The organism is Novosphingobium sp. (assembly GCF_025351285.1).
Classification (GTDB): domain Bacteria; phylum Pseudomonadota; class Alphaproteobacteria; order Sphingomonadales; family Sphingomonadaceae; genus Novosphingobium.
This window is the reverse complement of the sequence record NZ_JANXWG010000048.1, coordinates 42,947-68,611: the sequence shown is the minus strand read 5'-3', so window position 1 is coordinate 68,611 and position 25,665 is coordinate 42,947. Positions and strand designations below refer to the sequence as shown.

General features: G+C 64.1%; 21 protein-coding genes. 8 read left to right on the top strand and 13 right to left on the bottom strand.

What is annotated here, in order from left to right:
• Positions 1-31: 31 nt before the first annotated feature.
• From Q0R16_RS05765 to bioB, 5 genes are all read left to right on the top strand, one after another.
• Positions 32-931, top strand: a complete 900-nt coding sequence (locus Q0R16_RS05765) for an NAD-dependent epimerase/dehydratase family protein (RefSeq protein WP_295633369.1) — start codon at positions 32-34, stop codon at positions 929-931.
• A complete protein-coding gene (locus Q0R16_RS05760; RefSeq protein WP_295633366.1) occupies positions 924-2,036 on the top strand; it encodes a glycosyltransferase family 1 protein in 1,113 nt (370 codons plus the stop codon). Before Q0R16_RS05765 ends, Q0R16_RS05760 begins: the two co-directional genes overlap by 8 nt.
• A gap of 293 nt (positions 2,037-2,329) precedes the next feature.
• Complete coding sequence (locus Q0R16_RS05755; protein WP_295633363.1) at positions 2,330-3,367, top strand: polysaccharide biosynthesis/export family protein; 1,038 nt, start codon at positions 2,330-2,332, stop codon at positions 3,365-3,367.
• A gap of 89 nt (positions 3,368-3,456) precedes the next feature.
• The gene (locus Q0R16_RS05750; protein WP_295633360.1) at positions 3,457-4,386 is read left to right on the top strand and encodes a GDP-L-fucose synthase; all 930 of its coding nucleotides are present in this window, start codon (positions 3,457-3,459) and stop codon (positions 4,384-4,386) included.
• Positions 4,387-4,503: 117 nt separating this feature from the next.
• A complete protein-coding gene (bioB, locus tag Q0R16_RS05745; RefSeq protein ID WP_295633357.1) occupies positions 4,504-5,526 on the top strand; it encodes a biotin synthase BioB in 1,023 nt (340 codons plus the stop codon).
• Positions 5,527-5,593: 67 nt separating this feature from the next.
• Here bioB and Q0R16_RS05740 read toward each other — a convergent pair whose 3' ends face one another.
• From Q0R16_RS05740 to Q0R16_RS05725, 4 genes are all read right to left on the bottom strand, one after another.
• Positions 5,594-5,980 carry a hypothetical protein gene (locus Q0R16_RS05740; RefSeq protein ID WP_295633355.1) on the bottom strand — a complete coding sequence of 129 codons (387 nt, stop codon included), beginning with the start codon at positions 5,978-5,980 and terminating at the stop codon, positions 5,594-5,596.
• 94 nt (positions 5,981-6,074) lie between these two features.
• Positions 6,075-6,728: a 4'-phosphopantetheinyl transferase superfamily protein gene (locus tag Q0R16_RS05735; protein WP_295633352.1), complete on the bottom strand. Its 654-nt coding sequence runs from the start codon at positions 6,726-6,728 to the stop codon at positions 6,075-6,077.
• Positions 6,725-10,807, bottom strand: a complete 4,083-nt coding sequence (locus Q0R16_RS05730) for a Pls/PosA family non-ribosomal peptide synthetase (RefSeq protein WP_295633349.1) — start codon at positions 10,805-10,807, stop codon at positions 6,725-6,727. The genes Q0R16_RS05735 and Q0R16_RS05730 overlap by 4 nt, the downstream gene beginning before the upstream one ends.
• A complete protein-coding gene (locus tag Q0R16_RS05725; protein WP_295633346.1) occupies positions 10,801-11,220 on the bottom strand; it encodes a VOC family protein in 420 nt (139 codons plus the stop codon). The genes Q0R16_RS05730 and Q0R16_RS05725 overlap by 7 nt, the downstream gene beginning before the upstream one ends.
• Before the next feature lie 198 nt (positions 11,221-11,418).
• Between Q0R16_RS05725 and Q0R16_RS05720 the strand changes: the two genes are divergently transcribed.
• Positions 11,419-12,153 (top strand): metallophosphoesterase family protein, encoded by a 735-nt coding sequence (locus Q0R16_RS05720; protein WP_366857191.1) that lies wholly within the window; start codon positions 11,419-11,421, stop codon positions 12,151-12,153.
• 3 nt (positions 12,154-12,156) lie between these two features.
• On the opposite strand, the gene Q0R16_RS05715 is transcribed toward Q0R16_RS05720, so the two are convergent.
• The 4 genes from Q0R16_RS05715 to Q0R16_RS05700 all read right to left on the bottom strand — a co-directional run bounded on the left by Q0R16_RS05715 (position 12,157) and on the right by Q0R16_RS05700 (position 17,215).
• Positions 12,157-13,356 carry a glycosyltransferase gene (locus tag Q0R16_RS05715; RefSeq protein ID WP_295633338.1) on the bottom strand — a complete coding sequence of 400 codons (1,200 nt, stop codon included), beginning with the start codon at positions 13,354-13,356 and terminating at the stop codon, positions 12,157-12,159.
• Positions 13,357-13,405: 49 nt separating this feature from the next.
• A complete protein-coding gene (locus tag Q0R16_RS05710) occupies positions 13,406-14,353 on the bottom strand; it encodes a hypothetical protein (RefSeq protein ID WP_295633335.1) in 948 nt (315 codons plus the stop codon).
• Positions 14,350-16,668 carry a hypothetical protein gene (locus tag Q0R16_RS05705; RefSeq protein WP_295633331.1) on the bottom strand — a complete coding sequence of 773 codons (2,319 nt, stop codon included), beginning with the start codon at positions 16,666-16,668 and terminating at the stop codon, positions 14,350-14,352. The genes Q0R16_RS05710 and Q0R16_RS05705 overlap by 4 nt, the downstream gene beginning before the upstream one ends.
• Before the next feature lie 64 nt (positions 16,669-16,732).
• Positions 16,733-17,215 (bottom strand): hypothetical protein, encoded by a 483-nt coding sequence (locus tag Q0R16_RS05700; protein ID WP_295633328.1) that lies wholly within the window; start codon positions 17,213-17,215, stop codon positions 16,733-16,735.
• A 149-nt stretch (positions 17,216-17,364) separates the two neighbouring features.
• Between Q0R16_RS05700 and Q0R16_RS05695 the strand changes: the two genes are divergently transcribed.
• Complete coding sequence (locus tag Q0R16_RS05695; protein ID WP_295633325.1) at positions 17,365-18,606, top strand: glycosyltransferase family 4 protein; 1,242 nt, start codon at positions 17,365-17,367, stop codon at positions 18,604-18,606.
• A 12-nt stretch (positions 18,607-18,618) separates the two neighbouring features.
• Here the strand turns inward: Q0R16_RS05695 and Q0R16_RS05690 are convergent, their stop codons facing one another.
• Genes Q0R16_RS05690 through Q0R16_RS05675 form a run of 4 tightly spaced genes read right to left on the bottom strand, consistent with a single transcriptional unit; the run spans position 18,619 to position 23,118 of the window.
• A complete protein-coding gene (locus Q0R16_RS05690; protein ID WP_295633322.1) occupies positions 18,619-19,800 on the bottom strand; it encodes a glycosyltransferase in 1,182 nt (393 codons plus the stop codon).
• A 4-nt stretch (positions 19,801-19,804) separates the two neighbouring features.
• Complete coding sequence (locus Q0R16_RS05685; RefSeq protein ID WP_295633319.1) at positions 19,805-20,803, bottom strand: glycosyltransferase; 999 nt, start codon at positions 20,801-20,803, stop codon at positions 19,805-19,807.
• Between the two features lie 3 nt (positions 20,804-20,806).
• A complete protein-coding gene (locus Q0R16_RS05680; protein ID WP_295633316.1) occupies positions 20,807-22,063 on the bottom strand; it encodes a WcaI family glycosyltransferase in 1,257 nt (418 codons plus the stop codon).
• Entirely contained in the window at positions 22,063-23,118 is a 1,056-nt protein-coding gene (locus Q0R16_RS05675; protein WP_295633313.1) for a hypothetical protein, read from the bottom strand. Before Q0R16_RS05675 ends, Q0R16_RS05680 begins: the two co-directional genes overlap by 1 nt.
• Positions 23,119-23,274: 156 nt before the next feature.
• Between Q0R16_RS05675 and Q0R16_RS05670 the strand changes: the two genes are divergently transcribed.
• The gene (locus Q0R16_RS05670) at positions 23,275-24,303 is read left to right on the top strand and encodes a rhamnan synthesis F family protein (protein ID WP_295633310.1); all 1,029 of its coding nucleotides are present in this window, start codon (positions 23,275-23,277) and stop codon (positions 24,301-24,303) included.
• Here the strand turns inward: Q0R16_RS05670 and Q0R16_RS05665 are convergent.
• Complete coding sequence (locus Q0R16_RS05665; protein WP_295633307.1) at positions 24,295-25,518, bottom strand: acyltransferase; 1,224 nt, start codon at positions 25,516-25,518, stop codon at positions 24,295-24,297. The genes Q0R16_RS05670 and Q0R16_RS05665 overlap by 9 nt on opposite strands.
• Positions 25,519-25,665: the final 147 nt, after the last annotated feature.

Below are 25,665 nucleotides of genomic sequence, written 5' to 3'. Positions count from 1 at the left end.
CGCAGGCCACGCGCGCAAGAGAGGACTAACGATGGCCCGTGTGCTGGTAACCGGCATTGGTGGATTCACCGGCCGATACATGGCTGCCGCGCTGTCTGCGCGCGGCCATGTCGTGATCGGTGTCGGGCGCGATGCCGGGGCGGGCGCCACTGCGGACCTGGCAGAGTGCCATGAACTGGACCTTGAGGATCTTGTTGCAACGCGGGCAGTGCTGGGTGAAGCCCGGCCCGACCGCGTTGTCCACCTCGCCGCCGTCTCGTTCGTGGCGCACGATGATATCGCCGCAATTTATCGTTCCAACCTGATCGCCTCGCGCAATTTGCTGCAGGCCCTGGCCGAACGCCACGATACGATCGAACGGGTGCTGCTGGCCAGTAGCGCAAATGTCTACGGCAATGCCCGCGAGGGCATCCTCGACGAGGATTGCCCGGCGCTGCCCGCCAACGACTATGCTGTCAGCAAGCTGGCCATGGAACACCTTGCGCGGATTTACGCCCCGCGCGTACCCTCGATCGTGGCCCGGCCTTTCAACTACACCGGGGTTGGCCAGTCACCCAGCTTCCTCATACCGAAACTGGTCGAGCATGTCCGCAATGGCAAGCATGTCCTCGAACTCGGCAATCTGGATGTCGCGCGGGATTTTTCCGACGTGCGGACCATGGTCGATTGCTACGCTCGCCTGCTCGATTCCCCGCAAGCGGTAGGCGGCATTTTCAACGTCTGCTCGGGCGTGCCGCTTTCGCTGCGCGACGTGGTCGGGCTGGTCGAGACACTGGCCGGCGTCAGGTTCGAAATCAGCGTCAATCCAGCGTTGGTGCGCGAATCCGAAGTGCGCTCGCTAGCTGGCAATCGCGCCCGGCTCGAAACGATGATCGGTCCTGTGGGCATGCCGCCGCTTGAGCAGACCATCCGCTGGATGCTTGATGCCTGAGCCATTGCGGGTCGCGCTTTCGGTCGACGCGCTTGGCCCGCGGTTGACCGGCATCGGTCGCTATTCCCGCGAACTGACGCAACGGCTGCCGCTCGATCCCCGTCTCGCCGAAGTCCGCTTCTTTCGCGGACGCCAATGGCTCGAAAATCCGCTCGCTTTGCTTGATGATAGGGCAACCCGCCCGCGGGCCACGGGGCGTGGCGTGATTGCGCACATAGCCCGCCGCATCCGTCCGCCGACGATCGTTCATGCACCCAATTATTTTCTCCCGGTCTGGGCGAAACCAGGCCGCGGGGTGGCCACCATCCATGATTTGTCGGTGTTTCTATATCCCGAAACCCATCCGGCAGAGCGCATCGCCGCTTTCGAAAAGCACTTTACCGACACGTTGGCGCGCGCCGCGCTTTTGCTGACCGACAGCGAATGGAACCGGCGCGAACTGATCGCCTTTGCCGGTCTTGAGGCCCACAAGGTTCGCGCGGTGCCGCTTGGCGTCGGCCCCGAATACCGGCCGCGCAGCGCTGTCGAACTGGCCGCACCGCTCGCCCGGCTGGGGCTGACGCCGGGGCGATATGGCCTGTGCGTATCCACGCTCGAACCTCGCAAGCGGATCGATTGCCTGCTCGATGCATGGCAAGCCTTGCCGGCCGCTGTGCGATCCCGTTTCCCTCTGGCGCTGGCCGGTGCGCCTGGTTGGCAGAACACCAACCTCGTTTCCCGGATCGAACAGGCGCGTGCCGAAGGCTGGCTGATCTTCCTGGGGTATGTGCCCGAACCGGACCTGCCGCTGGTCCATGCGGGCGCGCGGGTTTTCGCTTACCCCTCACGCTATGAAGGCTTCGGACTGCCACCGCTGGAGGCGATGGCGTCCGGGGTGCCGACGATCGTGGCGCCTGACACATGCGTGGCCGAAGTCACTGCGGGTGGCGCGCGCGTGGTGGATGTCGAGGACGCCACGCGGTTTTCCGATGCCCTTTGCGAAGCGATCGAAGATGGGTCTGGTCGCACCGGTGCCATTGCCTCAGGAGCCGCCGTAGCCCAACGATACACTTGGGAAGCATGCATTTCTTCTACCATCGATGCCTATCAGGAGCTGGTCCATTGATCCGCTCGCAAAGTGCGCGCTTGCGCATGAGGCTACCCAAACTATGTAGGCCCATTCCGTACTGCGGCTCGAATGCCAACCTCGAAACAGCGCCGATCTATGAGTCAGCCAGCAAGGATCACGTGACCAGCCGGATTTCACCTCGTTTGACCCTTGTCGGCAGCGCGGCCATGTTGATGGTATGCGCAGTCCTGGGTAGCTGCAGCTTCGTTGGCGGATCAGGGCCCAGCGCACGTGCCGTCGGGCGCGCACCACAACGCGCTGTTGCGGGTGCCGATGTGCGCATCGTCGATGTGACAAGCGACACTGCGCAGCGACTGGCAACCAGCACCGAATCCGAACGATTCTCGTCCGTGTTCGGCGAAGGCAGCGCTATGCGCATGGTCGTGGGGCGCGGCGACACGCTGGATGTCCAGGTGTGGGAAGCGCCTCCCGCCGTTCTCTTCGGCAATTCCACCACCGGTTCCTCGTCGCTCGGGACGGCGATCGCCGGTCCAGCGACCTCGATCGCCCGTGGTTCGGCGCTGCCCGAACAGACCGTGGGCGATGAGGGCACCATCACGGTGCCGTTTGCCGGCACGATCGCGGCAGCGGGCCGCTCGACCCGTGATATAGCGCGGGATATCGAGCGTCGGCTGGCGGGCAAGGCCCACGACCCCCAGGTATTCGTGCGCCGGATCGACAATGCCACGTCCAATGTCGTGGTGGTCGGCGACGTGAATCAAAGCAATCGCCTGCGACTGACGGCCAAGGGAGAGCGCTTGCTCGATGCGATCGCCGGAGCCGGAGGAACGCGCCAACCGGCGGACAAGTCCACGATCCAGATCACCCGCGGCGCGCAAGTGGCGGCAATGCCGCTGTCTGCTGTCATCCGCGATCCGCGCCAGAACATCAGGCTGAGCGCCGACGACGTTGTTACGGTGCTTTACCAGCCCTTCAGCTTCACCGCGCTCGGCGCGGTCGGGCGCAACGCCGAAGTGCCCTTTGAAGGTGTCGGGTTAACCCTGTCGCAGGCGCTCGGCCGGATCGGTGGGCTCGATGACAACCGGTCCAATCTGCGCGGCGTGTTCATCTTCCGGTTCGAAAACCCTGCAGTCATGGACCCGGCGCTGGTTACAGGTGCCCGAACCACGCCCGACGGGAAAATACCTGTAATCTACCGGATCGACCTTCGCGATCCTGCAACCCTGTTCGTTGCGCAGACCTTTCCGATCCGCAACAAGGACGTGCTCTACGTCTCGAACGCGCCGATCGCAGACTTCCAGAAGTTTCTCGGCGTGGTCAGTTCAACGGTTTTCTCGGTCATCGGCATCGCCAATACGATTCCATGATCTTCTACTGCTTGCCGTTGCAAGCGACCGGCCAGGCGGAAGACCGGGCCGCGTTGCGCAGGCCGGCCGCACGTGACAGGGGATAGAATGTGCTTGATGGAAAACGCATCTGGGTGGCCGGGCACCGCGGCATGGTGGGATCGGCACTGGTCCGTCGGCTAAGCCAGGAGGGCTGCACGATCCTGACCGTCGATCGGCAGGAATGTGACCTTGCCGAACAGGATCAGGTGCGCCGCTGGATGCACGCGAACAAGCCCGACATGGTGATCATCGCTGCAGCCAAAGTCGGCGGCATCCTGGCCAACATGAATTATCCGGTCGATTTCATGTACAGCAACCTGGCGATCCAGAACAACATCATCACGACCGCGCACGATATCGATGTGCAAAAGCTGTTGTTTCTGGGTTCGTCGTGCATCTACCCCAGGCAATCGGTGCAGCCGATCGAGGAATCGTCGTTGCTCACCGGGCCGCTCGAACCGACCAACGAATGGTACGCCATCGCCAAGATCGCTGGTATCCGGCTGTGCCAGGCTTACATGCAGCAATATGGTCGCCGGTTCGTTTCGGCGATGCCGACCAATCTCTATGGGCCGCATGACAACTTCGATCTGGCCAGTTCGCATGTCATCCCGGCGTTGATCCGCAAGGCCCATCGCGCCAAGATCGCGGGCGAGGACGGCATGGAAATCTGGGGAACGGGCAAACCGTTGCGTGAATTCCTGCATGTCGACGACATGGCCGATGCAACGGTGTTCGTGCTCAAGAACTACGAGGATTTCGAGCACATCAACATCGGCAGCGGCAGCGACCTGTCGATTGCCGAAACGGCGCGGCTGGTGATGGAAGTGGTCGGCCTCAAAGGCGAACTGCGCCACGATCTTGCCAAGCCTGACGGCATGTTTCGCAAGTTGATGTCCGCCGACAAGCTGCGCGCGCGAGGCTGGGAGCCGAAGATTTCGCTGCGTGACGGCTTGGCAACGACATACCGCTGGTTCCTTGAAAACGTTGCGGATTGACGGCCAGGATTCTTTTGAATGATGGCAGGCTGACAACTTTGCACTGATCGGGTTGCCTGGGCATCGCCTTTCCGTGCCGAAACTTCAACTATCGGGCCGCTGGGCGCCCCAAATGCGTTGAGAGGATTATCCGTGACCCGCACCGACTGGACCCGCGCCGAGATTGCCGCGCTGTTCGACCTGCCGTTTACCGAACTGGTGTTCCGCGCGGCCGAAGTGCATCGCGCACATCATGCGGCGGACCAGGTGCAGCTTTGCACGCTGCTTTCGATCAAGACCGGCGGTTGCCCCGAGGATTGCGGCTATTGTGCGCAATCGACGTCGGCCAATGCGGGCGTTGCAGCGACCAAGCTGATGGATGTGCGCGCGGTGTTGCAGTCCGCCGCGCAGGCGCGCGATGCGGGATCGCAGCGGTTCTGCATGGGGGCTGCATGGCGCAATCCCAAGGACCGAGACATGCCCGCGATCGTCGAGATCGTGAAGGGCGTGCGCGCGATGGGACTTGAAACCTGCATGACGCTGGGCATGCTCACTCCCAAACAGTCCGGGATGCTCGCCGATGCGGGTCTCGATTATTACAACCACAACATCGACACGTCACCCGAACGCTATGCCGAAATCATCACCACGCGCACCTTCGAAGAACGGCTGGAAACGCTCGACCACGTGCGGACGGCAGGCATCAACGTCTGTTCGGGCGGGATCGTCGGCATGGGCGAGGCGCGGAGCGACCGGGTGGGCTTCATCCATGCGCTGGCCACGCTGCCGAGCCATCCCGAATCGGTGCCGATCAACGCACTCGTGCCGATCAAGGGCACAGTGCTGGGCGACATGCTGGCCGATACACCGCTGGCCAAGATCGACGACATCGAGTTTGTCCGCACTGTTGCCGTCGCGCGGCTCACGATGCCCATGAGCATGGTGCGACTGTCCGCCGGGCGCGAATCGATGAGCGACGCGACGCAGGCGCTGTGCTTCATGGCCGGCGCCAATTCCATCTTCACCGGGGACCGGTTGCTGACCGCCGCCAATGCTGGCGACGACGCCGATGCCGCCTTGTTCGCAAGGCTGGGCCTTACCGCGATGCAGGGCCAGGAACCGATGCGCGCGGAACGGACCTGCGCGGCCGTTTCGGCCTGATACGAAGGAGGCGGGCAGAGCGCGACAGCCCCGCCCGCCACCACAGCGCTCGCAAGCCGGGCCTCGATCAGTACCCGTAACCGCCGTTCCAGCGGCGCCCTTGGCGTTCTTCGTGTCGGAGCTGGCGGCCGATCCAGTCAAAGCGCTGTGCAAGGTCGCGGATCTGGTAGCCGTCGCCATAGCGGCAGGCGCGGCGTTGCTGGCTTTCGGCCTGATCGACCATGCGGTGAAGATAGCGCGCGGTGCCGCGGTCGATGTCGCCTTCGCGTTCCTCCTGGCGGATCTGTGCCTCTAGCTGGTGCGCGCGATCGCCATTGCAGACTTGGCCAGCGCCGTTTCGATAGCGATCGCCATATCCGTTGTAGCCTTGCCCGCGCCAGTCCTGCGCCGTGGCGGGCGAAGCAGCCGCCGCTCCAGCCGCCAGGGTGGCAATTGCGAGAATGATTTTCTTCATGTCAGCCTCCAGTTCAAACCCGAATCTTCGGATGGTGAAGCGAGGCTATGAAATGGCCGGTGCCGAAAGGCTGAATGCGGTTGTAAACTGCCGTTCAGATCGCCACCGCCGCGATCGTCCCGCTGTCGATCGAAACGTAAACATGCGTGGTCATTGCGCAGCTCTGGGCGACAAGCACGCCCACGTGAGTGCCAAGTTCTATGTCGCGCGGGCCAAGCTGCCGCGCTCGCGCGCTCGCCTTGGCGTGCGCTTCCTTCGCAACCCAGCCGATAAGCCGTGCACGGTCGGCATTTCCGGGCCAGAGCTTGTCCAGCGCGGCCAGTTCGTCGGCTGAAAAGGCGTCATCGGGCGGCGGAGCGGCGGTCTCGGGCTCGATATCCACGCCGATCGGCGCGTGATCCAGCCCGATCAGCGCGTGCGGCGGCTGGCCCGCCAGGCTGAGGTGCCACCCCGCTGGCGCAACCACGCCCAGCGCGCCGAAAGCGTCGCGTTCGATCAGGACGTGATCGGGATGGCACCGCGCGACATGGGCGATCAGCGCCTTGGCGAGCAGACGGCGGGTGATCCGCCACGGCGCGTCCCCCATGTGTGCAAACGCCGCAACTTCGCGCGCCGAAAGCACGGCACGCCCGGCATCGCGCTGCGTTTGTTCGTCATCCAGCCGCACCCGCCAGGCAAGCGGCCGCCCTTCGATCCACTGCACTTGCGCCAATGCCCCGCTGGCCCACACCGGAGCGCAATCGATCAATGCCCGCTGGCGAGCCGCGCCGGGCTACCCTCCCACGAGGTGCGCGGCGGCAGGAATTCGCCCTTCATCACCACCGACAGGTCGCCGAGCTGCGCATCCTCGCCGATCTCGGCATCGTAGAGCACGACCGCGTGGCTGCCGATCGTAACGCGGTTGCCGATCTTGACCGGGCCGACCTTCATCACCCGGTCCTCGAACAAGTGGGTCTGCACGCCGGCGAAATCGTTCATGGCCACGTCGTCACCGATCGAAACCAGATCGTATTCGGTCACATCCGAACTGTCGAAAAAGCAACGCTTGCCGATCTTGCAACCGAGCAGGCGCAGATAGGCCGGCAACCACGGCGTGCCGCGCAAGGGCAGCAGCAAGTTGGGCACCGCCAGGTTCTCGAAGGTGGAGGTCACCAGTTCGGTGCGCCACACGAACGGGCTCCACAGCGGCTGCACGGTCTGGCGATAGCGACCGATCACCAGCCATTTGAGCGCGACCACGAACAGCCCGCAACCCAGCGCGAAGCCGATGTAAAGGAACGGAAACGCCAGCGCGATCAGCAGCGGTCCGTTGGGCCGTTCGTCGATCGAACCCACGATCGACAGCAGGCCCACGAACAGCGCGATGAACACCGTCAGCGACAGGATCACGCGCACCGATTCGATTCCCAGCCGCGTCACCACCAGCCGCTTGGAAGGGTTGAACCGCGCGCCTTCGTCGAACAGCGCGACCTGCTGGCGTTGCGGCAAGGAAATCGGCGGCGAACCGAACCAGGTGCCGCCGCTTGCCGACGCCTCGCCACCGGCGGGTGGGCGCGACAGCACGCCGATCAGCACGTCGTCACCGATGATCGACCCGGCGGGCAGCAGCGCCGAATTGCCGATGAAACTGCGCCTGCCGATCGTGGTGCGCTCCAGCCGGATTGCGCCGTTCTCGATCCGCGCCGCACCGAAGTTCACGTCGTCGGCGATAAAGCTCTCGGGGCCGATCTCGACCAGGTCGGGCACGATCGCCGCCGCGGTCGAAATTTCCGCACGCCGGCCGACCTTGACCCCCAGCGCCCGATACCACGGCGCCACGAACAGCGTTGCGTAAATTGGATGCAGCAAGTTGAGCGCCAGATCGTTGATCTGCTGCACGAACCAGAACCGTACGTAGAACCAGCTTGCAAGCGGGTAGCGACCGGGGCGCACCTTGCCCATGATCAGGTGCTTGGCCAGCACCGTGATCAGGCACATCAGCAGCACGTATGTCGTCGCCAGCAGCGGCGCGACGAGCAGGTAGGAATAACCTTCGCTGTTCCAGTCGAGCTCGATCATCATGACCAGGCCCGGGGAAATCGGCAGGATCGCCACGATCGGCAGCAGGAATGCACCGATCGCCAAAGCCACGCGGATCAATGCCCGCTTGAGTGGCGAAATGACCGGCAGCTCACCGCATTCGGGCGGGCGACCGCTCGGCCGCGCCGGCGATCCGGTCCACAATTCCCCGGCGGGGATCACCGCATCGGTGGCCAGCGCGGACAAGCCATCGAGTACGGCGTCCGCTTCGATCCGGCTGCCGCGCCCGACGATGCCCATCGTGCCCACGCCGGCGCGGGCGCCGATCTCCACTGGTCCCAACCGCAATAACCCGCGCTCGACCGAACTGGTCGCGATCATCGCGTTGTCGCTGATCACCGCATCGTCGCCGATGGTAACGAGATCGGGCGCATCGATTACGCCGCGCCCGATGAAGGCGCGGTGGCCGACTTTGGCACCCAGCAGCCGGTAATAGGTGCGGATCATCGGCGTGCCCGCGATGTAGGGCGTCGCGATCACGTCGGCGAAGCGCCGCACCAGCCACCAGCGGAAATAGTATCCGCCCCACAACGGATAATCACCCGCGCGGTAGCGACCGATCACCAGCCACTTCACCACCACCGACAGCACCATGGCCAGCGGCGGGATGAACACGAACGCCAGCCCCGAAATCGCCAGTGCTTCCAACCGGTCATGCTGCCCCGAAAAGTGCGTGTAGGCGAGGTAGGGGAAGAACCATTGCAGCCCGGCGAGCGCGTAGATCGGCACCAGCGCGATCGTCTGCGCGATCACGCAGAGCCGGCGTTTCGCGTCCGAAATCCGCGTGAAGGTCTCCTCGCCGCCGCTCTCGTTCGACAGCCCGGCCAGCGACGCGCCGCCCAGCCGTTCGGCAAGGCCCCGGATCGTCGGCTTGTCGTACAGGTCCTGGATCGAGGCACCGGCCAGCCCCGGCAGCGTACGGATCGCCGAGACCAGACGCGCCGCCTTGAGCGAATGGCCGCCCAGATCTTCGAACAGATCGTCGCAAACCGAGACCTTCTGGCCCGCGAAGGATTCGCTCCAGATCGCGTGCAGCGCGCGTTCGAGCGGGGTTTCGGGTTCGATCGTCTCGCGGTCTTCGCTGGGCAGCGCAACCGGCCGCACCAGAGCCTTGCGATCGACTTTGCCCGATGCCGGCAACGTGGGCATCGCGTCGAGCTGCTGGTACGCTGCGGGCCGCATGTAGTTGGGCAGCCGATCGCGGACGCGTGCGCGGACCGGCTCAAGGTCGATCGGCGCCTTCGAACCATTTGGCCCACCGCGCCCGACCACGAACGCCGCCAGCATTTCCGAGCCATCATCGTCGCGGAACAGTTGTACGACCGCTTGCGCCACTGCCGGATCATCGGCGATCACGGCCTCGATCTCGGCCAGTTCGACACGAAACCCGCGGATTTTCACTTGAGTGTCGATGCGGCCGATGAACTCGATGTCGCCCACTGAATCCAGCCGAACCAGGTCACCCGAACGGTAGATCAGCGTCGGTTGGCCATCGGACGTGGCGAAGGGAGTGAACACGAACTTTTCGGCGGTGAGGTCGGGCCGACCGACATAGCCCGCGCCCACGCCCGGTCCGCCGATGACCAGTTCGCCTTCGCTGCCAGCCGGGACCGGCCACAGCTTTTCGTCGACCACCCACGCGGTGTAGCCGGGCAACGGCCGGCCGATCGTGACACGGCGGCCGGGCTGGACCTCGGTCCAGGTCGCGGTGACGGTCGTCTCGGTAGGCCCATAGGTGTTCAGCAGCCGCAGGCCGGGGCGTGCCCAGCGGTCGACCAGCTCGGGTGGACAGGCCTCGCCCCCCAGGTTGACCAGCCGCAGCGCCGGCATCGCTGTTTCGACCAGCGCCAGCAGCGAAGGCACCACATGCCACACGGTCGCGCCTTCGCTCACCAGCGGCAGCGCCATGTCGGGACCGGCCTTGGCCAGCCCCTCGGTTGCCACCAGCAGCAGCGCGCCGGTGAAGAACGCGCTCCACATCGTTTCGACCGACATGTCGAAGGCCAGGCTGAACCCACCGAACACCTTGTCGTCGGGCGTGAGCCCCAGGATCGCGCATTCGGACCGCACCAGGTGGCAGGCGTTGGCATGCGTGATCATCACGCCCTTGGGCCGCCCGGTCGTACCCGAAGTATAGATGATGTAGGCGAGGTCAGCCGGGTCAGCGCCTGTTTCGGAACGCGGCAGCGGCGCGACTGGCTGCGCGGCAAGATCGCCCAGCGCGGTATCGATCGCCAACGTCAGCACCGGCATCGCGCCAGCGCGCTCGCTGTCGGTGACGACCAGGCACGCGGCCGAATCCTCGATGATGAAGTCGATGCGGTCCTGCGGGTAGGCCCAATCCACAGGCACATAAGCCGCGCCAGCCCAAAGAATGCCAAGGATCGCCATATACTGGTCGAGCCCGCGCGGCAGGCAGATCACCACGCGATCGCCGCGTTCGATCCCCATCGCGCGCAACATGCCCGCGAACTGGAGCGCACGGTCCGACAGTTCCCAATAGGTCAGCTCTGTACGGCGATCGAACTCGGCATCGGGAGCCAGCAGCTTGAGCGCGGCGCGGCTGCCATATTGCGCCACGGTTGCGGCGAACAATTCCTGCAGCAGTTCATCGCGCGCGTAAGGCTCGCCGCTGCGCAGCGGAACGGTCGGCGCAATGGGTGCGAAGACCTCGCGCGCGGGCTCGGCGCCATCGGGCGCGCCGGGCAGGTCTGAAACGGCATCGAGCACGATCGGCTGGCTTACCACTCGCCGGTGTTGGCAGTGCTCGCCCAGGGTTCGGCGGGTTCAAGCCGGCCATCCTGCAACAGTTCGATCGAGATCCCGTCGGGCGAGCGGACGAACGCCATGTGCCCATCGCGCGGCGGGCGGTTGATGACCACGCCGGCATCGTGCAGCCGCTGGCAGGTGGCGTAGATATCGTCGACCTGAAACGCCAGGTGCCCGAAATTGCGCCCGCCGGTGTACTCTTCCGGGTCCCAATTGTGCGTCAGTTCGATTTCGGCAACGCCTTCCTGCCCAGGCGCCGCAAGGAAGATCAGCGTGAAGCGGCCTTTCTCGCTATCGAAACGCCGGATTTCGTGGACGCCGAACAGCTCGAAGAACGCCACTGTGGCCTTGGGATCGCGCACCCGGATCATCGTGTGCAGAAACTTGGTCATGCGCGGTCTCCCTTGGCATTGGTTCTGGTGGCGTTAAGCCGAAATCGATAGAGCGGCTTGGGTCCGGACGACCTTGATTGTACCACGCTCCGCCGGGCTCTATAGCGCGCTGCCTTGCCGACCCAAAGTGCCGTTCCGACTTTTACCTGTTCAAACCCAATGCTTTCCAAGATCCGAAAAATCATCCGCGGCAATGCATTGCCCCAACCTGCCGTTCCGGCGGGCCAGCGGGTCTATGCCATCGGCGATATCCACGGACGGCGCGATCTGTTCGAGGAACTGGTGGCGTTGATCGAGGCCGACGATGCGGCGCGCGGGACCGCTCAAACCACGATCGTGCTGTTGGGGGACCTAGTCGATCGCGGCCCGGACAGCGCCAGCGTGCTCGAAGCGGCGATGGCGCTAAGGAACCGCAAGCCGCTGCGGGTGATCGCGGGCAATCATGAGGAAATGCTGCTGCTGGCGTTTGAAAAGCGCGAGGTTCTGCGCGCATTCATCACCTATGGCGGACGCGAAACCTTGCTGAGCTACGGCCTCGACCGCGACGCGTACAACGAAGCCACGCTTGACGAACTGCAGGAAATGCTGCCGGCCTTGATACCCGAACACCATCTCGCCTTCATGCGCGCGATGGAAAACCAGGTGCGAATCGGCGATTATCTGTTCGTCCACGCAGGCATCCGCCCCGGCGTCGATCTCGAATTGCAGCGCCTGTCCGATCTTCGCTGGATCCGCAGCGAATTCCTCGAAGACAAGCGCGATCACGGCGTGATGGTCATTCACGGCCACACCATCACCGAAGCAGTGGACGAACGCGCCAACCGCATCGGCATCGATACCGGCGCTTACGCATCGGGCGTTCTGACCGCGGTCGGGCTCGAAGGGACGGCGCGCTGGTATTTGGGCACTTTGGGCGACAGCGGGCTGGAATAGCCGTCAGGCCAGTTGGGCGAGGAACCGATCGACATTGGCGCGGGCGTGAGCGTTCTGCGGTTCGATCAGCAATTCCAGTGCATCGGCCAGCCGCTCGCAATCGCCCAGCCATGCGCGCTGGTGCGACGCCGCAACCTTCGCTTCCCACTTGCCCCGGTCGCTGGCGATATCGTGCATCGCTTGCGCCAGTTGCTCGACCGAATCCGAAGTAACGACATGGCCGTTCACGCCATCGCGCACTAAGGCGTCGCGCGAACCCACCTGGTGCGAAACGATGACCGGCAAGCCGAATGCCAGCGCTTCGTTGACCACGAGGCCCCATTGTTCCTCGACGCTTGGGAGAACGAGCGCCAGTGCGTCGGCCAGGCAGCGCGAAACCGCGCCTGCGGGAAGAAAGCCGGGGAACTCCACTTGATCGGCAAGGCCCAAGGTTCCGACCATGGCGCGCAAGGCTGGTTCGTCGGGGCCGGAGCCGACCAGAACGAGGCGCCGCGCACCCGCCCCGGCAATCGCAACATAGCGAGCGAAGGACTCAACCAGATGCGGCAGGTTCTTCTTGTCGACGAACCGGCCGACGAACACGAAGTCGCGCTGCTCGAACGGACGACCACCCGGCGCAAGCTGCCCGCCGCCCTGGGCCCGGACGCGATCGAGGCCAACGCCGTCGTAACCCGGCAGCACCGCGCGGCGCCGAAAGCCCAGCATGCGGAAATAGGCGATATGCCGTGTCGCCCCGACGATTGCCGCATTGTAGGGCCACAGGATCAGGCGCTTGGCCAGTTCTCCCAACGTATTACGCGGCTTGTCGTCGAGCTTGGATTCGCTGAACACCACCATCCGCTTGCCCGAAAGCCGCAAGATGACGACCAGCAGGATCGTCGACAGTTCGGCATAGCTCAGCCCGATGCACACCCAATCGCATTGCCGCAGCTCGGCCCAGCAGCCACGGAAACGCTGCCAGTTCGACAACTGGTCGAACGATTTTCCCGGGAACAGCGTCACCTTGCGGCCACCGGTTATGGCGCCCGACGGCTCCCAAGCATAATCGCTCGACGTAGTGGCCACTTCCACGGCCAGCACCGTCGCACGTCCTTCGAACCGCCGCGCAACCGCTTCGCAGCGATCGATGTGGTAAGCGGCGAACTGCGCCCAGACGAGGCCGATCGTGATCGGTCTGCCGCCTCGATGATCACCCGCTGCCATGCCCGTACCCCGCCTTGGTCGGCCAGCCTTAGCGGGGGCAGGCCCGCAATCAAGCCGTTCCCGTGATCGAAACGATCCGCGCCCGATTAAGCGTGGCGGGCACTGTATACGCTCCGGGCACCGTCGCTACAGTTTGCTGGCTGGCATCATCGAATGCATAGACCAGGCGGCCGGTTGCCGCGGGCACCACGAAGCCGATCGCATCGGCGCTGCGGCTGGCGCTGACGGTGGTGGTGGGGCCGATATAGCTCGTCGGCTTGAGCGATTGTTCGATCTGCCCACCCCACACGTAATATTGCGCGTTGGCCGGTTGCGCGCCCGAACCGTTGCCGGTCGCCGCCAGCAGCACGAGCAGTGCGCTCGTTTCTGACGGAACCTGCACGGTGGCCCAGCACCGGCACCAGCCACCGCCGGCATCATCCAGTCCAAACGCGGTGATGGTCGGCGAGCCAGCCGCGACAACCCCCACCCCCGCAACACGGTTCGTCAGGTCGAACCAGAACTGCGCCGAATGTGCGCCCGATGCGCTTTGCACGACGAACCGCAACCATTGGAAGTTGCCGGCCTTGAAGAAGCACGAGTAGGTGAATGCGGCGGTCATGACGTTGGCCACCGCCTGGTTCATGAAGGCGCCGGTCGAGGTGGCCGCAACCAGATCGGCGGTATTCGTTCCATCGGGCGCCACCGTGGCATTGGCAGTCGTCACTATGCTCGTCTTGGACCAGGTGGCGCTGTCGAAGCTCTCGCTTTGCAGGCACAGATTGGTGCCGGCCGGTTCCACCAGCAACCCCCGCGCGGCGTGCGTGAGCGGATGGTAGTCGAACCGCGGGGTGCTCGCGCTGACCAGCAGGCCTGCTGTATTGACCAGCCGCCCGCCCGCGCCACCGCTTGGCGTCACTCCGGATGGCAGCGCTCCGCCGGTGAACGAATAGTTCAGGGTGTTGGCAACGGCAGTCGCCCTGCCCTTGCCCAGCATGGCGCTCGCAAACGGATTCACGCCGAAAAGCCCTTGGCGACCGTGGCGTAGACAAGCCCGTCATTGCCGACAAAATAGGCCAGGACATCGACCGCATTGGCCGTGCCAGAAAGCGCCCCGCCGCTGCTGCTGCCACCGGGAAAGCGCCAGTTGGTCCCGTAAGCCAGCGTCCTGCCACCGCTACCGTCCTGGATTACCCGGATCACACCCGACTGGCCGGACTTCGCGTTGACCGGATTGGCCAAAGTGCGGTTGCCAGCCAGCGTCACGCTGAAGTTGATGCCCGCGTTGAAGTCCACCGCGATCGTCGGAGCATCGGTCAGCGCCTGCGACGCCGCCATGTCGTAGATCTTGCGCGGCGTGACCGCCTTGGCCGAGCTCGTCCCCGCCCACATGTCGAGCGCTGTCGCCTCGACCGGGACCGACGATCCGAAGCGCTCCTCGTGCCACTTTCCCGTGGTCGTGCTGTAACGCAGTTCGAGCAAGTCGCCCGGATTGGTCAGCACGCGATCGAGCTTGAGCGCGAGGCCGGCCCCACCTTCGGCAAAGCGGATCTGCCGCCCGGCCGCTCCGTTATGGCAGAAGATTGCGCGCGCGCCGTCCTCGAAGGTGAATGTGGTTCCCGCATAAGTCGGGCTCAAAGTCACGTTGATCGGGCTGGCGCTGCCTGGCGAAATCGCCACGGAACTCCAGGTCGGGGTGTAGACCACGTCGGTCGCTGGCGAATCCGAAGTCCCGCCGTAGGGAACGCCCTGGCTAACAAACTGGCCGCAAGTGATTGCGGGCACGTTTCGCAGACCCGTCGCGGGACCATACGGAACCCAGACGTTTTGCGCGATGGCATAGTCGCTGGTCAACGAACAAGTGCCGGCGCTGATGATCCCGGACACCGCGAACACCGAACCCCAGTGGTTGCCCGCAGCCGCGGCCTGTCGCGTCAGAAAGCAGTTGACCTTGACATAGCACCGCTCGACCGCGGGGACGTAAACCCCCGGCGGGCAACTGTCGAACTGCGTGGTCAGCGACGGCGGCCCCGCTACGATGACCGCCGTGTAGCCGGTCGCGTTGTCCAGCCAGGCGTTGATGGTCAACGAAACGTCGGATGCGCCCGCGTTGAAATAGCTGTCGATCGCGGTGACGTTGCCACGCACCCAGTTGCCGATCTGGATCGCCTTGCAATTGCGGAAGGTGCAGTTCGACAGCTCGATCCATGGCACATACCCGGGCTGACGGATGGGGTAGGTGTAGATATACCCGCTCTGAAAGATCGGATCGGGCCCGCCCACGAAGGTCAGCCCGTTACAATCGAAGAATTCGCAATCGTAGTAGCGGTGCCCGCTGCGGCCGAGCGCCTCTTCGGCCGAATTGCCCTTGCCGAAGCGGCAGTGATGGAACTCGGCGTAGCCACCGGTGGCATTGTTGGCATCGCCGTTGGTTTCATGGATATAGCAACGCGTCATGAACAGCCGATCGGTCGACGTGGCATCCGAATAGCCCGACCAGTAGTTGATCTCGCCGCGGAACCGCGTGATCTCGACGTCTTCCATGATCAGCGTGCCCGACCGCAAGTCCTGCACCCAGATGCCCTTGTCGGTCAGGTCCCAGCCGTCCTGCGTGTTGATCCCGTAGTATGCGTTGAAATCCACTCCCTGGTTGATCCCGCCATCGAGCTTGAAGTTCCGCAGGATAACGGTCGTGTTCTGGTCGATCGTGCCGGTATGCGTCCAGAACAGGCCACCTCCGCGCCACCGGCCGTCGGCAGGATTGGGCATCGTCTGCTGGTTGACCGGGTCAGCGCCCTGGTAATTCTTGCGGTTGATGGTCGCGCCGGCGCCAAGCCCGATGATCGCGATATTGCCGCGGATCACCAGCAGGTGGCCGTCGTCGGCCTGAGTCTGGAGCGAACTGGTGCGCGGCGTGCACCAGGCTTCGTATGCACCCTTGAGGTGGACTTCGGGGATCGCCATCGACGTCGCATAATCGATCGCCGCCTGGATCGCGGGCTGGTCGTTGGTCCCCACGATACCGGTCGCGCCGGCCTGCTCTGGCGTGACCGCTGGCCCGACCAGCCGAAAGTAGCGATTGTTCGCGGTCTTGCGACAGAACGCCGGGAAGCGCGCCGCCAGCGTGGCGTTGGCCGCTGAATCAGCCACATAGACGCCCCGGCCAACGCCGGCTGCGGCATAACCCGTAGTCGAAACCGTCGAAATCGATGCGTCGATCGTCACGCCGCCGAACTGCGCAAACAATTCGATGGTGTTGGCGCGACTGAGTGCCTGGATCGCGGAGGCGTTGGCGGCGCCCGCCTGGGCGCGGGCAAGGATATCGACGGACATGGGCTGGTGCTTCCTGCGAAAAGGCTGAGGGCGTAGGCTTGGGTTGGCGGCCGAGACGCGTCCGCTATTGGCTTAGGCGCACCTGGAACGGGCCACCCGAGATCACGTTCACGCGGTAGCCCACCGCTGCTTCGGCTTCGCTGAAGGTGAACGATGGCGGAAGGGCCTGCCTTTGCGCATCGGCCAGGACCACGTACCAGGTGGCATCGCCGGCGAACTGGCGTTCGAGTTGCGCCGCGCCTGTTCCGGCGATCGTCACGTTGAAATCGCGGCATGGCAGCGGCGAGAACACGCCCGTCTGCGCACCTGCGGCAACCGAGCCGCTGACCGCAGCCTTGCCCGAAGCGGTCCAGATCGGCGTTACCGACCCGCTGATCGCCAGCGGATTGCCCACATCGTTCCGAACTTCGATTTCGCCCAGCCCTGTGCTGAACGACACCGGCAGCGGATTGGCCGAAGCGACGAGCGCGGCGGCGCCCGAAGCATCGGCGAAGCTCAGCGCGACGGGAACGACATATCCTGCGGGGTTCGTGATCGGGGTGGGCATGGCAACTCCAGCGCTGGCGAGGTTTACTGATTCGAGCGTTTAATAACCAAATCGGTTATCTGTAGGAAAATAGTATTCCCATTCGGCAATCGAGAGATGCAACCAATTCGGAAGTTACTGCGCCTTCAGGTTGCGCTATCGGGTACGCGATGAAGATCGCAGTCTTTCACCCGGGCACCCAGCATAGCTGGCAGACCGCGCTGGCGCTGCAGCAGCTCGATCGGCTGGCGTGGTACGCAACCTCTATATTCTATCAGCCCGACCGCTGGCCCTATCGCGCCGAGCGCTGGTTGCCGGGGCCGCTGGGCCGCAAGCTGCACAGCGAATTCCGCCGGTTCAGCCATCCCGCGCTCGATCCTTCGCTGGTCCGTACCGCCGGGCTCACCGAATGGATCGAGCGTATCGCGATGCGCGGCGGCATGCGCAAACTGGCCGGGCGGCTCGACGCCTATGGCAACCGCAAGTTCGTTGACGGCATTGCCGCCGACATCCGCTCACCCGAACGCTTCGCGCTGTGGGGCTATAACGGCAGTTCGCTCAAGGCGTTCGAGCTGGCCAAGGCCCAGGGCCGCACGTGCATCCTCGATCGCACCAATGGCGATTTTCGGATCTACAACGCGATGATGGCCGATGTTGCGTCGCGCTATGGCGACTGGTTCCTGCCGACCGAACGGGCCGAGGACTCCGCCAACATTGCCCGCGACCAGCGCGAGTACGAACTGGCCGACACCATCCTCGTGGGCTGCACGTTCGCTGCAGGCACGATCCGCGACGCAACGCAGGACCCCGCCATCGCGGCGAAAATCCGCGTGCTCAATTACTGCTTCGATGAAGCGCTGTTCGCCGATGTGCCGCCCCCGCTGCCGATCGATCGCAAGGCTCCGGTCAAGTTCCTGTTCCTGGGCCTCGTTATCCCGCGCAAGGGCATCCACCACATCCTCGAAGCGATCGCGCGCATCCCGACGGACCAAGCCGAACTGACCATCGTCGGTTCGCTCAGCGTGCCACCCAAGGCGTTCGCACCTTATGCAGACCGCGTGACCTATATCCCCACGGTCGCGCGTGCAGATGTGCCGCGGATCATGGCCGAGCACCACGTGTTCATGCTGCCGAGCTACTTTGAAGGTGCCGGGATCACGCTTTACGAGGCGCTGGCGTCGGGCTGCGCACTGATCCAGTCGCGCCATTGCGCACCTGTGGTCACCCCCGAAACCGGGATCATGCTCGACGAGATCAGCACGGATGCCGTACATGCGGCGATGGTTCAGACGATCGCAGACCGCGATCGGCTCGATACCTGGCGCGCCAATGCCCAGGCCGAGGCGCAGAACTACACGTTTGCCGGATATCGCGACAACATCGCGGCATTGCTCGGCGAGTTGGACATCTGATCGCGCCAGCCTTCAACGCGCAACGGCAAACTGGCCATACAGTTCGATCAAGCGATCGACATTGACACCCCAATTGGCCGAATCGCGATAACGCAGGAAATTCTCGGTCGGTGGACGATCGCGCAACAAGCGGCGGAGGCCATCGGCCAACGCACCAGAATCGTCGGGTTCGACAAAAACGCCAAGCCGATGCCGCACAACGGTCTCGCGCAACGGGCCCGGTCCGCTAGAAGCCAGGATCGGCTTCGACCAGTCGACCGCGTGCTGCAACACGCCGCTCTGCGACACGAATTCGCGGTTGTAAGTCAGCGCCACCGCGTCGGCGGCGCGAAAGTAGGCCGGGATATCGTGATCGGCGATAAAGCTGGTGACGAAGTGAACACGCGAACCGACCCCGGTCCGCTCGGCCAGATCGCGATAGAATTGCGCCGGCCGCTGGCTGCCCGAAGTCGCCTCACCGGCGATCACCAGTTGCACGTCGGCAACGTCGGCCAGTGCGGTGATCAGCAAGTCCAGGTTCTTGCGATCGGCAAGGTGTCCGAAAGCCAGCAGCACAAACGCTTGCCCATCGATCCCCAGCCGCTCCCTGAGATCGAAAGTTGCATGCCCGCCCTCAGTCCGGTCGAAATGCCCGATCGGTGCGATCATCAGCTTCAGCCGTGCCGGCAGGCCGGCTTCGGGAGGCGGCGTGCCATGGATCAGCCCACCCCACAGGACTGCATTGGCGAGCGAGACCGACCACGCGTGCAACCAGGCCGGGCCGAAATGGCGCGCCCGGTGCGGATCGTGGAAGTTCGCGAGGTACGGCACGCGCACCAGCCGGCTCAACAGCAGATGCGGCCAGGCCCATAGCGGCGCAAAGTATTCGGAATTGGCTTCGAGCAGCACAAGGTCGGGCCGCAGCCGAAGCACCCACAACGCCAGCAGGTAATAGCCTGCGGTGGCCGCCAGAACCTGCTTCACCCGGCCCAACCCGCGTCCGGCGTGATCCGCCGGAAGAACGCGCAATTGCCGGTACGTTCCGGCAGGCGGTATTTGCGTCGAATCGACCCGGGTGAGCATGGTTACAATCACGCCGCGCCGCGCCAGTTCGGCCGCCTGGAAACGCGTATGTTCGGCAATGCCCCCGAACGAAGATGGGGCGAAAACCAGCACCGATTTCGGCAGGGTCGAACGATCCGAGGTACCGGTCACGCGGTCATCCAGCCCGAATGCAGCCGTGTGCGTCGCGCATCAGGCTCAACATTCCGCCCGGGCCGGCATAAATCCCACTCCCGATCGCCCTGGCCAGATGCCCCAATCGCGCAGCGCGCGGGCCTGTGTGGATGGCTCGACGCTGATGGTCTCGCGCCAGCCCGCGCGCCAACTCGCCAGTCGCGCGATCCAGCGTTTGCTGGGGCACGATCTCGAGCAAGGTCGCGCGGTGCGTTTCGATTGCTGCAATCATCGCCGCGCGATCGGCAATGCTCTGGTCCAGCGCCTGCGCCACCGGTTCGGCACGCGCCTTGGCCAGCCGGTCGAGCTCACGCCGCAGCCGCGACGATCCATCAAGCCGCGACATGTAGGATTCGGACACATTGCCCCCGTGCCGGCGATAAGCGATCAACGGCTGCACAACCCAGCCGCGCACATCGAGCAGGTCGGCAATCGCGGTCAGCCAGGCATCGTGCGTGCGCGTCGGCGGAGGCGGATCGTACAGCCGGGCCAGCCGCGCATCGATCGCCATGCAGCACCCCGCCACCAGATCGCGCGCGGGATCGCCGCCCGCTGCCACGATCTGGCCGCCCATCGTCAACCCACTTGGTCGCCCGGCGCCGTCCATCAAGGCGGCATCGTGCGTGGCAAGCCAGCAACCGGGGTGCGCCGCCAGGTAGTCCACCATCGTCTGCAGCTTCGCCGGCTCCCAGCGGTCATCCTGGTCCGACAGCAGGATCACATCGCCATCGCACCGCAGAATTGTCTCGGCAAAATTGCGCGACGGGCCGAGTTGGACAGGGTTGGCCGTGACCCGCACCGGGAACGGCGCGCGCGCCGCAAATTCGGCAAGGATCGCTTTCGTCGCGTCGGCCGAACCGTCATCGCCCACCACCAGTTCGTCGGGTAACCGGGTCTGCGCGGCAAAGCTGTCGAGCTGCTCGGCCAGATAGCGCGCGCCGTTGTACGTCGTCATCGCGATCGAGACACGCGTGGCGCCCACCGCTCAGCGCCCCGCAATCGCGCGCAATGCCGCGGCCAGCCGCGCGATCACCGCCGGCTGCGACCAGCGTTCATCCGCACGCGCGTGCGCTGCAACGCCCAGTTCCGCCGCGCGCGCCGGATCGTCGACCAGCGCCACGATCGCATTGGCCAGGGCTTTTGCATCACCCGGCAGCACCGAAATACCGCACCCTTCGACTTCAGCATAAAGCCCGGTTCCAGGCAGCGCGGTCGCCACCACCGGGCGCCCCGATCCGAGCATGTTCGCCAGCTTCGACGGCAGCACCAGATCGGCCGCGCCGGCAATCTGCGGCAACAAATGAACGCTCGCCAGACCCAGCAATTCGCCCATCCGCGCGGCCGGCTGGAGATCGTGGAACAACACGTTGCCCAACCCCGCCGCCAGCGCTTCCAATCGTGCCCGGTTCGGTCCCTCGCCGCAGATCACGACAGCGATGTCGCTCCGTTCCGCCAACATCCGTGCGGCTTCGACAAGAATATCGATGCCTTGCTTGTTGGCGATATTGCCCGAATAGAGCGCCACCTTGCGATCGCCCAGGCCCCATTCGGCACGATACGACGCTCCCTCGTGCGGATCGGGCGCGGGAGCATTGGCCCAGTTGCGGACCTCGATCACGCGGGCCGGATCGATGCCCTTGGCCACGAGCTTAGCGCACATCTGCGGGCTGATCGTGGAGACCGTGTCGGCCAGCCGCAGCAACGTGTTCTCAACCCCTCGCGCCAGCCGCGCGGCCCAGCCATCATCGCCGACCAGTCCGGTAGCGAACGCCGCTTCGACTTCGAAATCCTGCACATGCAGCCACAGCTTCGCCCCGGCCAGCTTCGCCGCGATCCACGCCACCGGCACGCTCAGCAACGCCGGCGCGATGCAGATGATCACCGCCAGGCGCTCGCCCTTCGGGCGCAGCGCTGCGCGGACCGCAGGCCCGAACGCAGAAACGCCAAAGCTCGCCAGATGGACGATGCGCTTCGATCCGGTGGGATCATGAGGAATGTAATGCGGGCAGCGCACGATCCTGACGCCGTTCTCGGTCGACCGTGCCCATCCGCCGCCGGCAAAATCCGGCATGGCGCGCCACTGCGGATAGTAGGGCTTGCCGACCACGGCCTCGACCGCAAAGCCCAGCCCGGCCAGGCCTTCGGCCATGCCTTGCGTGAACGGGCCGATGCCGACGGCCTCGGGCGCGTAATTGATGCCGACGATCAGGACATTGACAGGATCGTCGCGACTCTCGGCCATCACGTGCCGATCTTCTCGCGCAGCTTGAGCGACAGATCGCGCGCGAACTTCGCCGGGCGCCGCCGCGGCCAGCCCATCGCACGCGCCACCTGGGCTGGAGCCAGCCCCATCGACGCGGCATCATGGCGCGGATCGCAAGCGGGATCGGCCACAATGGCGCGGAACAGATCAGCGAACCCGGTCTTCTTCTCGGCGGGCAAGTGCCAGATCGCGAGCGCCGCGTCGGTCGGCGCCAGGTTGTGATGATGGAAGGTGGTCCACATCCGCCGGATGAAGCCATTTGCGGTGCCTGGCGCAATCCTCTCCAGTGCGTAGATCACTGAAAGCAGGTGCGCTTCCTCGCGCGGGGCGTCTGGCGCGCCGGCCACCAGTTCGGGCCATAGCACCCTGGCGCGCGCCGCGATCGCTCGGGTCACATCGCGCCGAGCCGCGTAGATTTCACCGCCGAAATAGGGCGTTGCCGAGCGCTCGGGTCCGCTGTGTCGCGCCAGGAACCGCGCCATGCCTGCGCGCGACAGCCCGTTGATCGCCTCGTGCTCGGCATGTTCGCTGTGATCGAGTTCGTAGGTTAGCGCGCCATGGGCATCGATGGCCGCTACCAGCCGATCGACCGGCTGGCGCCACACGCAATCGCTGTCGAGCACAATGGATCGCGCAATGTCTTCGCGCCCTGCCAGGTCATCGAGAACATCGAATACATAGAACTGGTTGCCCCATGAAGACACGGCATTGCGCGGCAGCCGATAGGTGATCGGCAGCGCAATAACCTCCACCCCCCACCGCGCGAACAGCGCGGCAAGATCGACTCCATCGATCCGGGGCACGCGGGTGTTGGTGTAGAACATGTGCCGCGCACCGGGATTGAGCGCGAGGCTGGAAGCGAAAAATGCCACCGTACAACGCCAGTACGTCGCCTGTGCTTCGGGCGCATCGGACCGGCCGCCGACTTGCGGAAACCAAGTCGCGTTCGCGGCATCGTCGGCCACGAACCAGGTTATGATCGCGGTGTGGCCGGCAGTACCTTTATCGCAAGCCGTCATTGCAGGATCGAACATGGGCTTCCACGCCATTGGTCGTGCAAGTGGATCGATCCCCCAACGCGCATGTGCTGCAAATGCCTTCCTTGGTCGGGATTCGGTTGTGCGAAACCGTCAACGCTTCACGCGATCCTTTGCCCGTGCCCGCTGGCAAATGCCAGCCAGCAATTGATCTTGCGCGACGCGACCCGCTATGGACCCGGGCATGATGCCAGCGCCCGACATGACTTTACTCTGGCCAACCCCGTGATCGAACGTGCGTACCGATCGTTGCGCCGAAGGCTCTACAAGTCGGGCGTCGCCGGTGGCTTGCCGGCAGACCGCGACTTCAGCCTTGGGGTACCCTTCGGTTTTGAACCGGCCCTGAGCGCGACGCCCCGCGTTGCGGCGATGATCCACATGTTCCACCCTGAACTCGCCGCCGAATTCGCGCTTCTGCTCCATCATCTGCCCGACAACGCTGCGGTCCTGATCAGCACCGACACCCAGGCCAAGCGCCGCGACATTCTTGCGGCGTTCGGCACATGGGACAAGGGCGCGGTCGAAGTCCGCATCGTTCCCAATCGTGGCCGCGACATGGCGCCAAAGCTGACTTCGTTCACCGATCGCTACGCCGAATTCGACCTTGTGCTGTTCCTTCATTCGAAGAAGACCGAATTCAGCACCGCGGGCGAAGGCTGGCGCGAACTGCTGCTCGGCGGCTTGTGCGGCTCTGACACCGTGGTGCGCTCGATCCTGGCGCTGTTCGAGGCCGATCCTGCGCTCGGCCTCGTGTTTCCGCAGCATCACGAACCCATCCGGCCCTTCACCGGCTGGGAGTACAACTTTGCCGCCGCGCGCGCGCTGGGCCGGCGCATGGGGGTGGAACTGCGCCGCGACGGCATGATCGAATTCCCCAGCGGATCGATGTTCTGGGCGCGCCCCGCCGCGCTCGCCCCGATCCTGGTTCTGGGGCTGACCGCCGATGACTTTCCCGAGGAAGCCGCGCAGACCGATGCCACCACCGCGCATGCGATCGAACGGCTGTTCGCGCTGGCAGCCGAGCTGGCCGGCTTCGGCTGGCTGAAAGTGGCGGCGCCGGCCTGCTATGCCAACCGCGAAACGATCGTGATTCCGCGCAGCGCTGCCGATCTGGAAGCATTTATCCAGCGGCCACGGCTGCGCTTGCGCGACACGATGGTTCAGCAGCCGCGTCTACGCTAGCGGATTTTGGCCGGGTTCGGGAACACGTGGCTCTGCAGGCGGAGTTTCGCTTTCCATTTCCGCCAACCTCTGTCGCGCGACGAAGGAAAATTTCTTGCGCATCTGCAGGATCGGCCGTTCGATGAAATGCCAGGAAAACGCAGCGAAAAGCAGGATCGGAACCAGCGAAACAACCAGCAGGAACGGCCAGCTTTTGGTCTGTTCGGGAAACACCATTCGCGTCGCCTGCGTCAGCGGCCAGCCGTAAAGGTAAATTCCGTAGGAGTAATCGCCGCGACGCAAGATCGACAGCAGCGGGATGTTGGTAAGACCGAGAAAAATCGTGATGTAAATGACTGGCACCACGATAAATACGTTGGCGGTCGGGCTTTCCTCGCTCGTCCACCCGCCGATGTACTCGGCCACGAGCACAGCGGCGACCGCACCTGCAAACAACAGTTTCGAATAGGGTATCTGGTATCTGAAAAGGTAGAACGCAATGCCCACAGTGAAGGATATCAGCAATCGCGAACCTCTGGCATAAAATATATAATATGTGATATATTGTGGGGCGAGGCGGATCATTTCTACAGGACTATGCAGCGTCAGTTGCTGACCTTTGAAATCAATCAACGCCAGCGCGATTTCGACGATACCGATGGCCACCGATATACCGACGACCAACCAGCGCTTCCGCAGCAATTGGTAGTATATCAGCACCGAGATGATGGCGTAGCAGCCCATCTCGTATGGTACGGTCCAGATCGAACCGTTCACCCACTCGCCATTGAAAACCCCGGGAAGAAAATAATAGACAAAGCCGAGCAAGTTCGTGAAATACAGGAACAGTTTATGGTCTGTGAAATACTCGCTTAACGGCAATGTCGTGAATATCGGCCCCAGAACCATTGCCGACAGGATCACTTCAACGGCAAGTGCCGGAAATATCCGCAAGCCCCGGTTGATCAGGAAATTCTTGAGTGTCAGGCGCATGGCGCTGCCCGAAATAAGGAACCCACTTAGCCCGAAAAACATGATCAGGATCGAATAGGAAAATATCCAGTCCAGCCCAAACCCGAAGCCGATATCAGCGCCGGGGTTTGCGCCGGCAGCGGACGGGCCGGCCAGCGAGATAACGTGGCGCGTGACCACCGCCAATGACAGCGCGATCCGCATGAAGTCGAAGCCACGGCCCAGACCGTTGCTGTCATCCAGCACATTTCCGAACGATTTCATATCAACCCCTGAAATGCAGTCGTCGCGATTTGCAAGTCCAACGCCCGGCGCGAATTTGCTTGCAACGCGACATGACAGTGCTCGTCCGTCGGGCACCTCATAGCGCAAAGCAGCCAGCTTCCAAGACGACGTTAACGATTGCAAGGC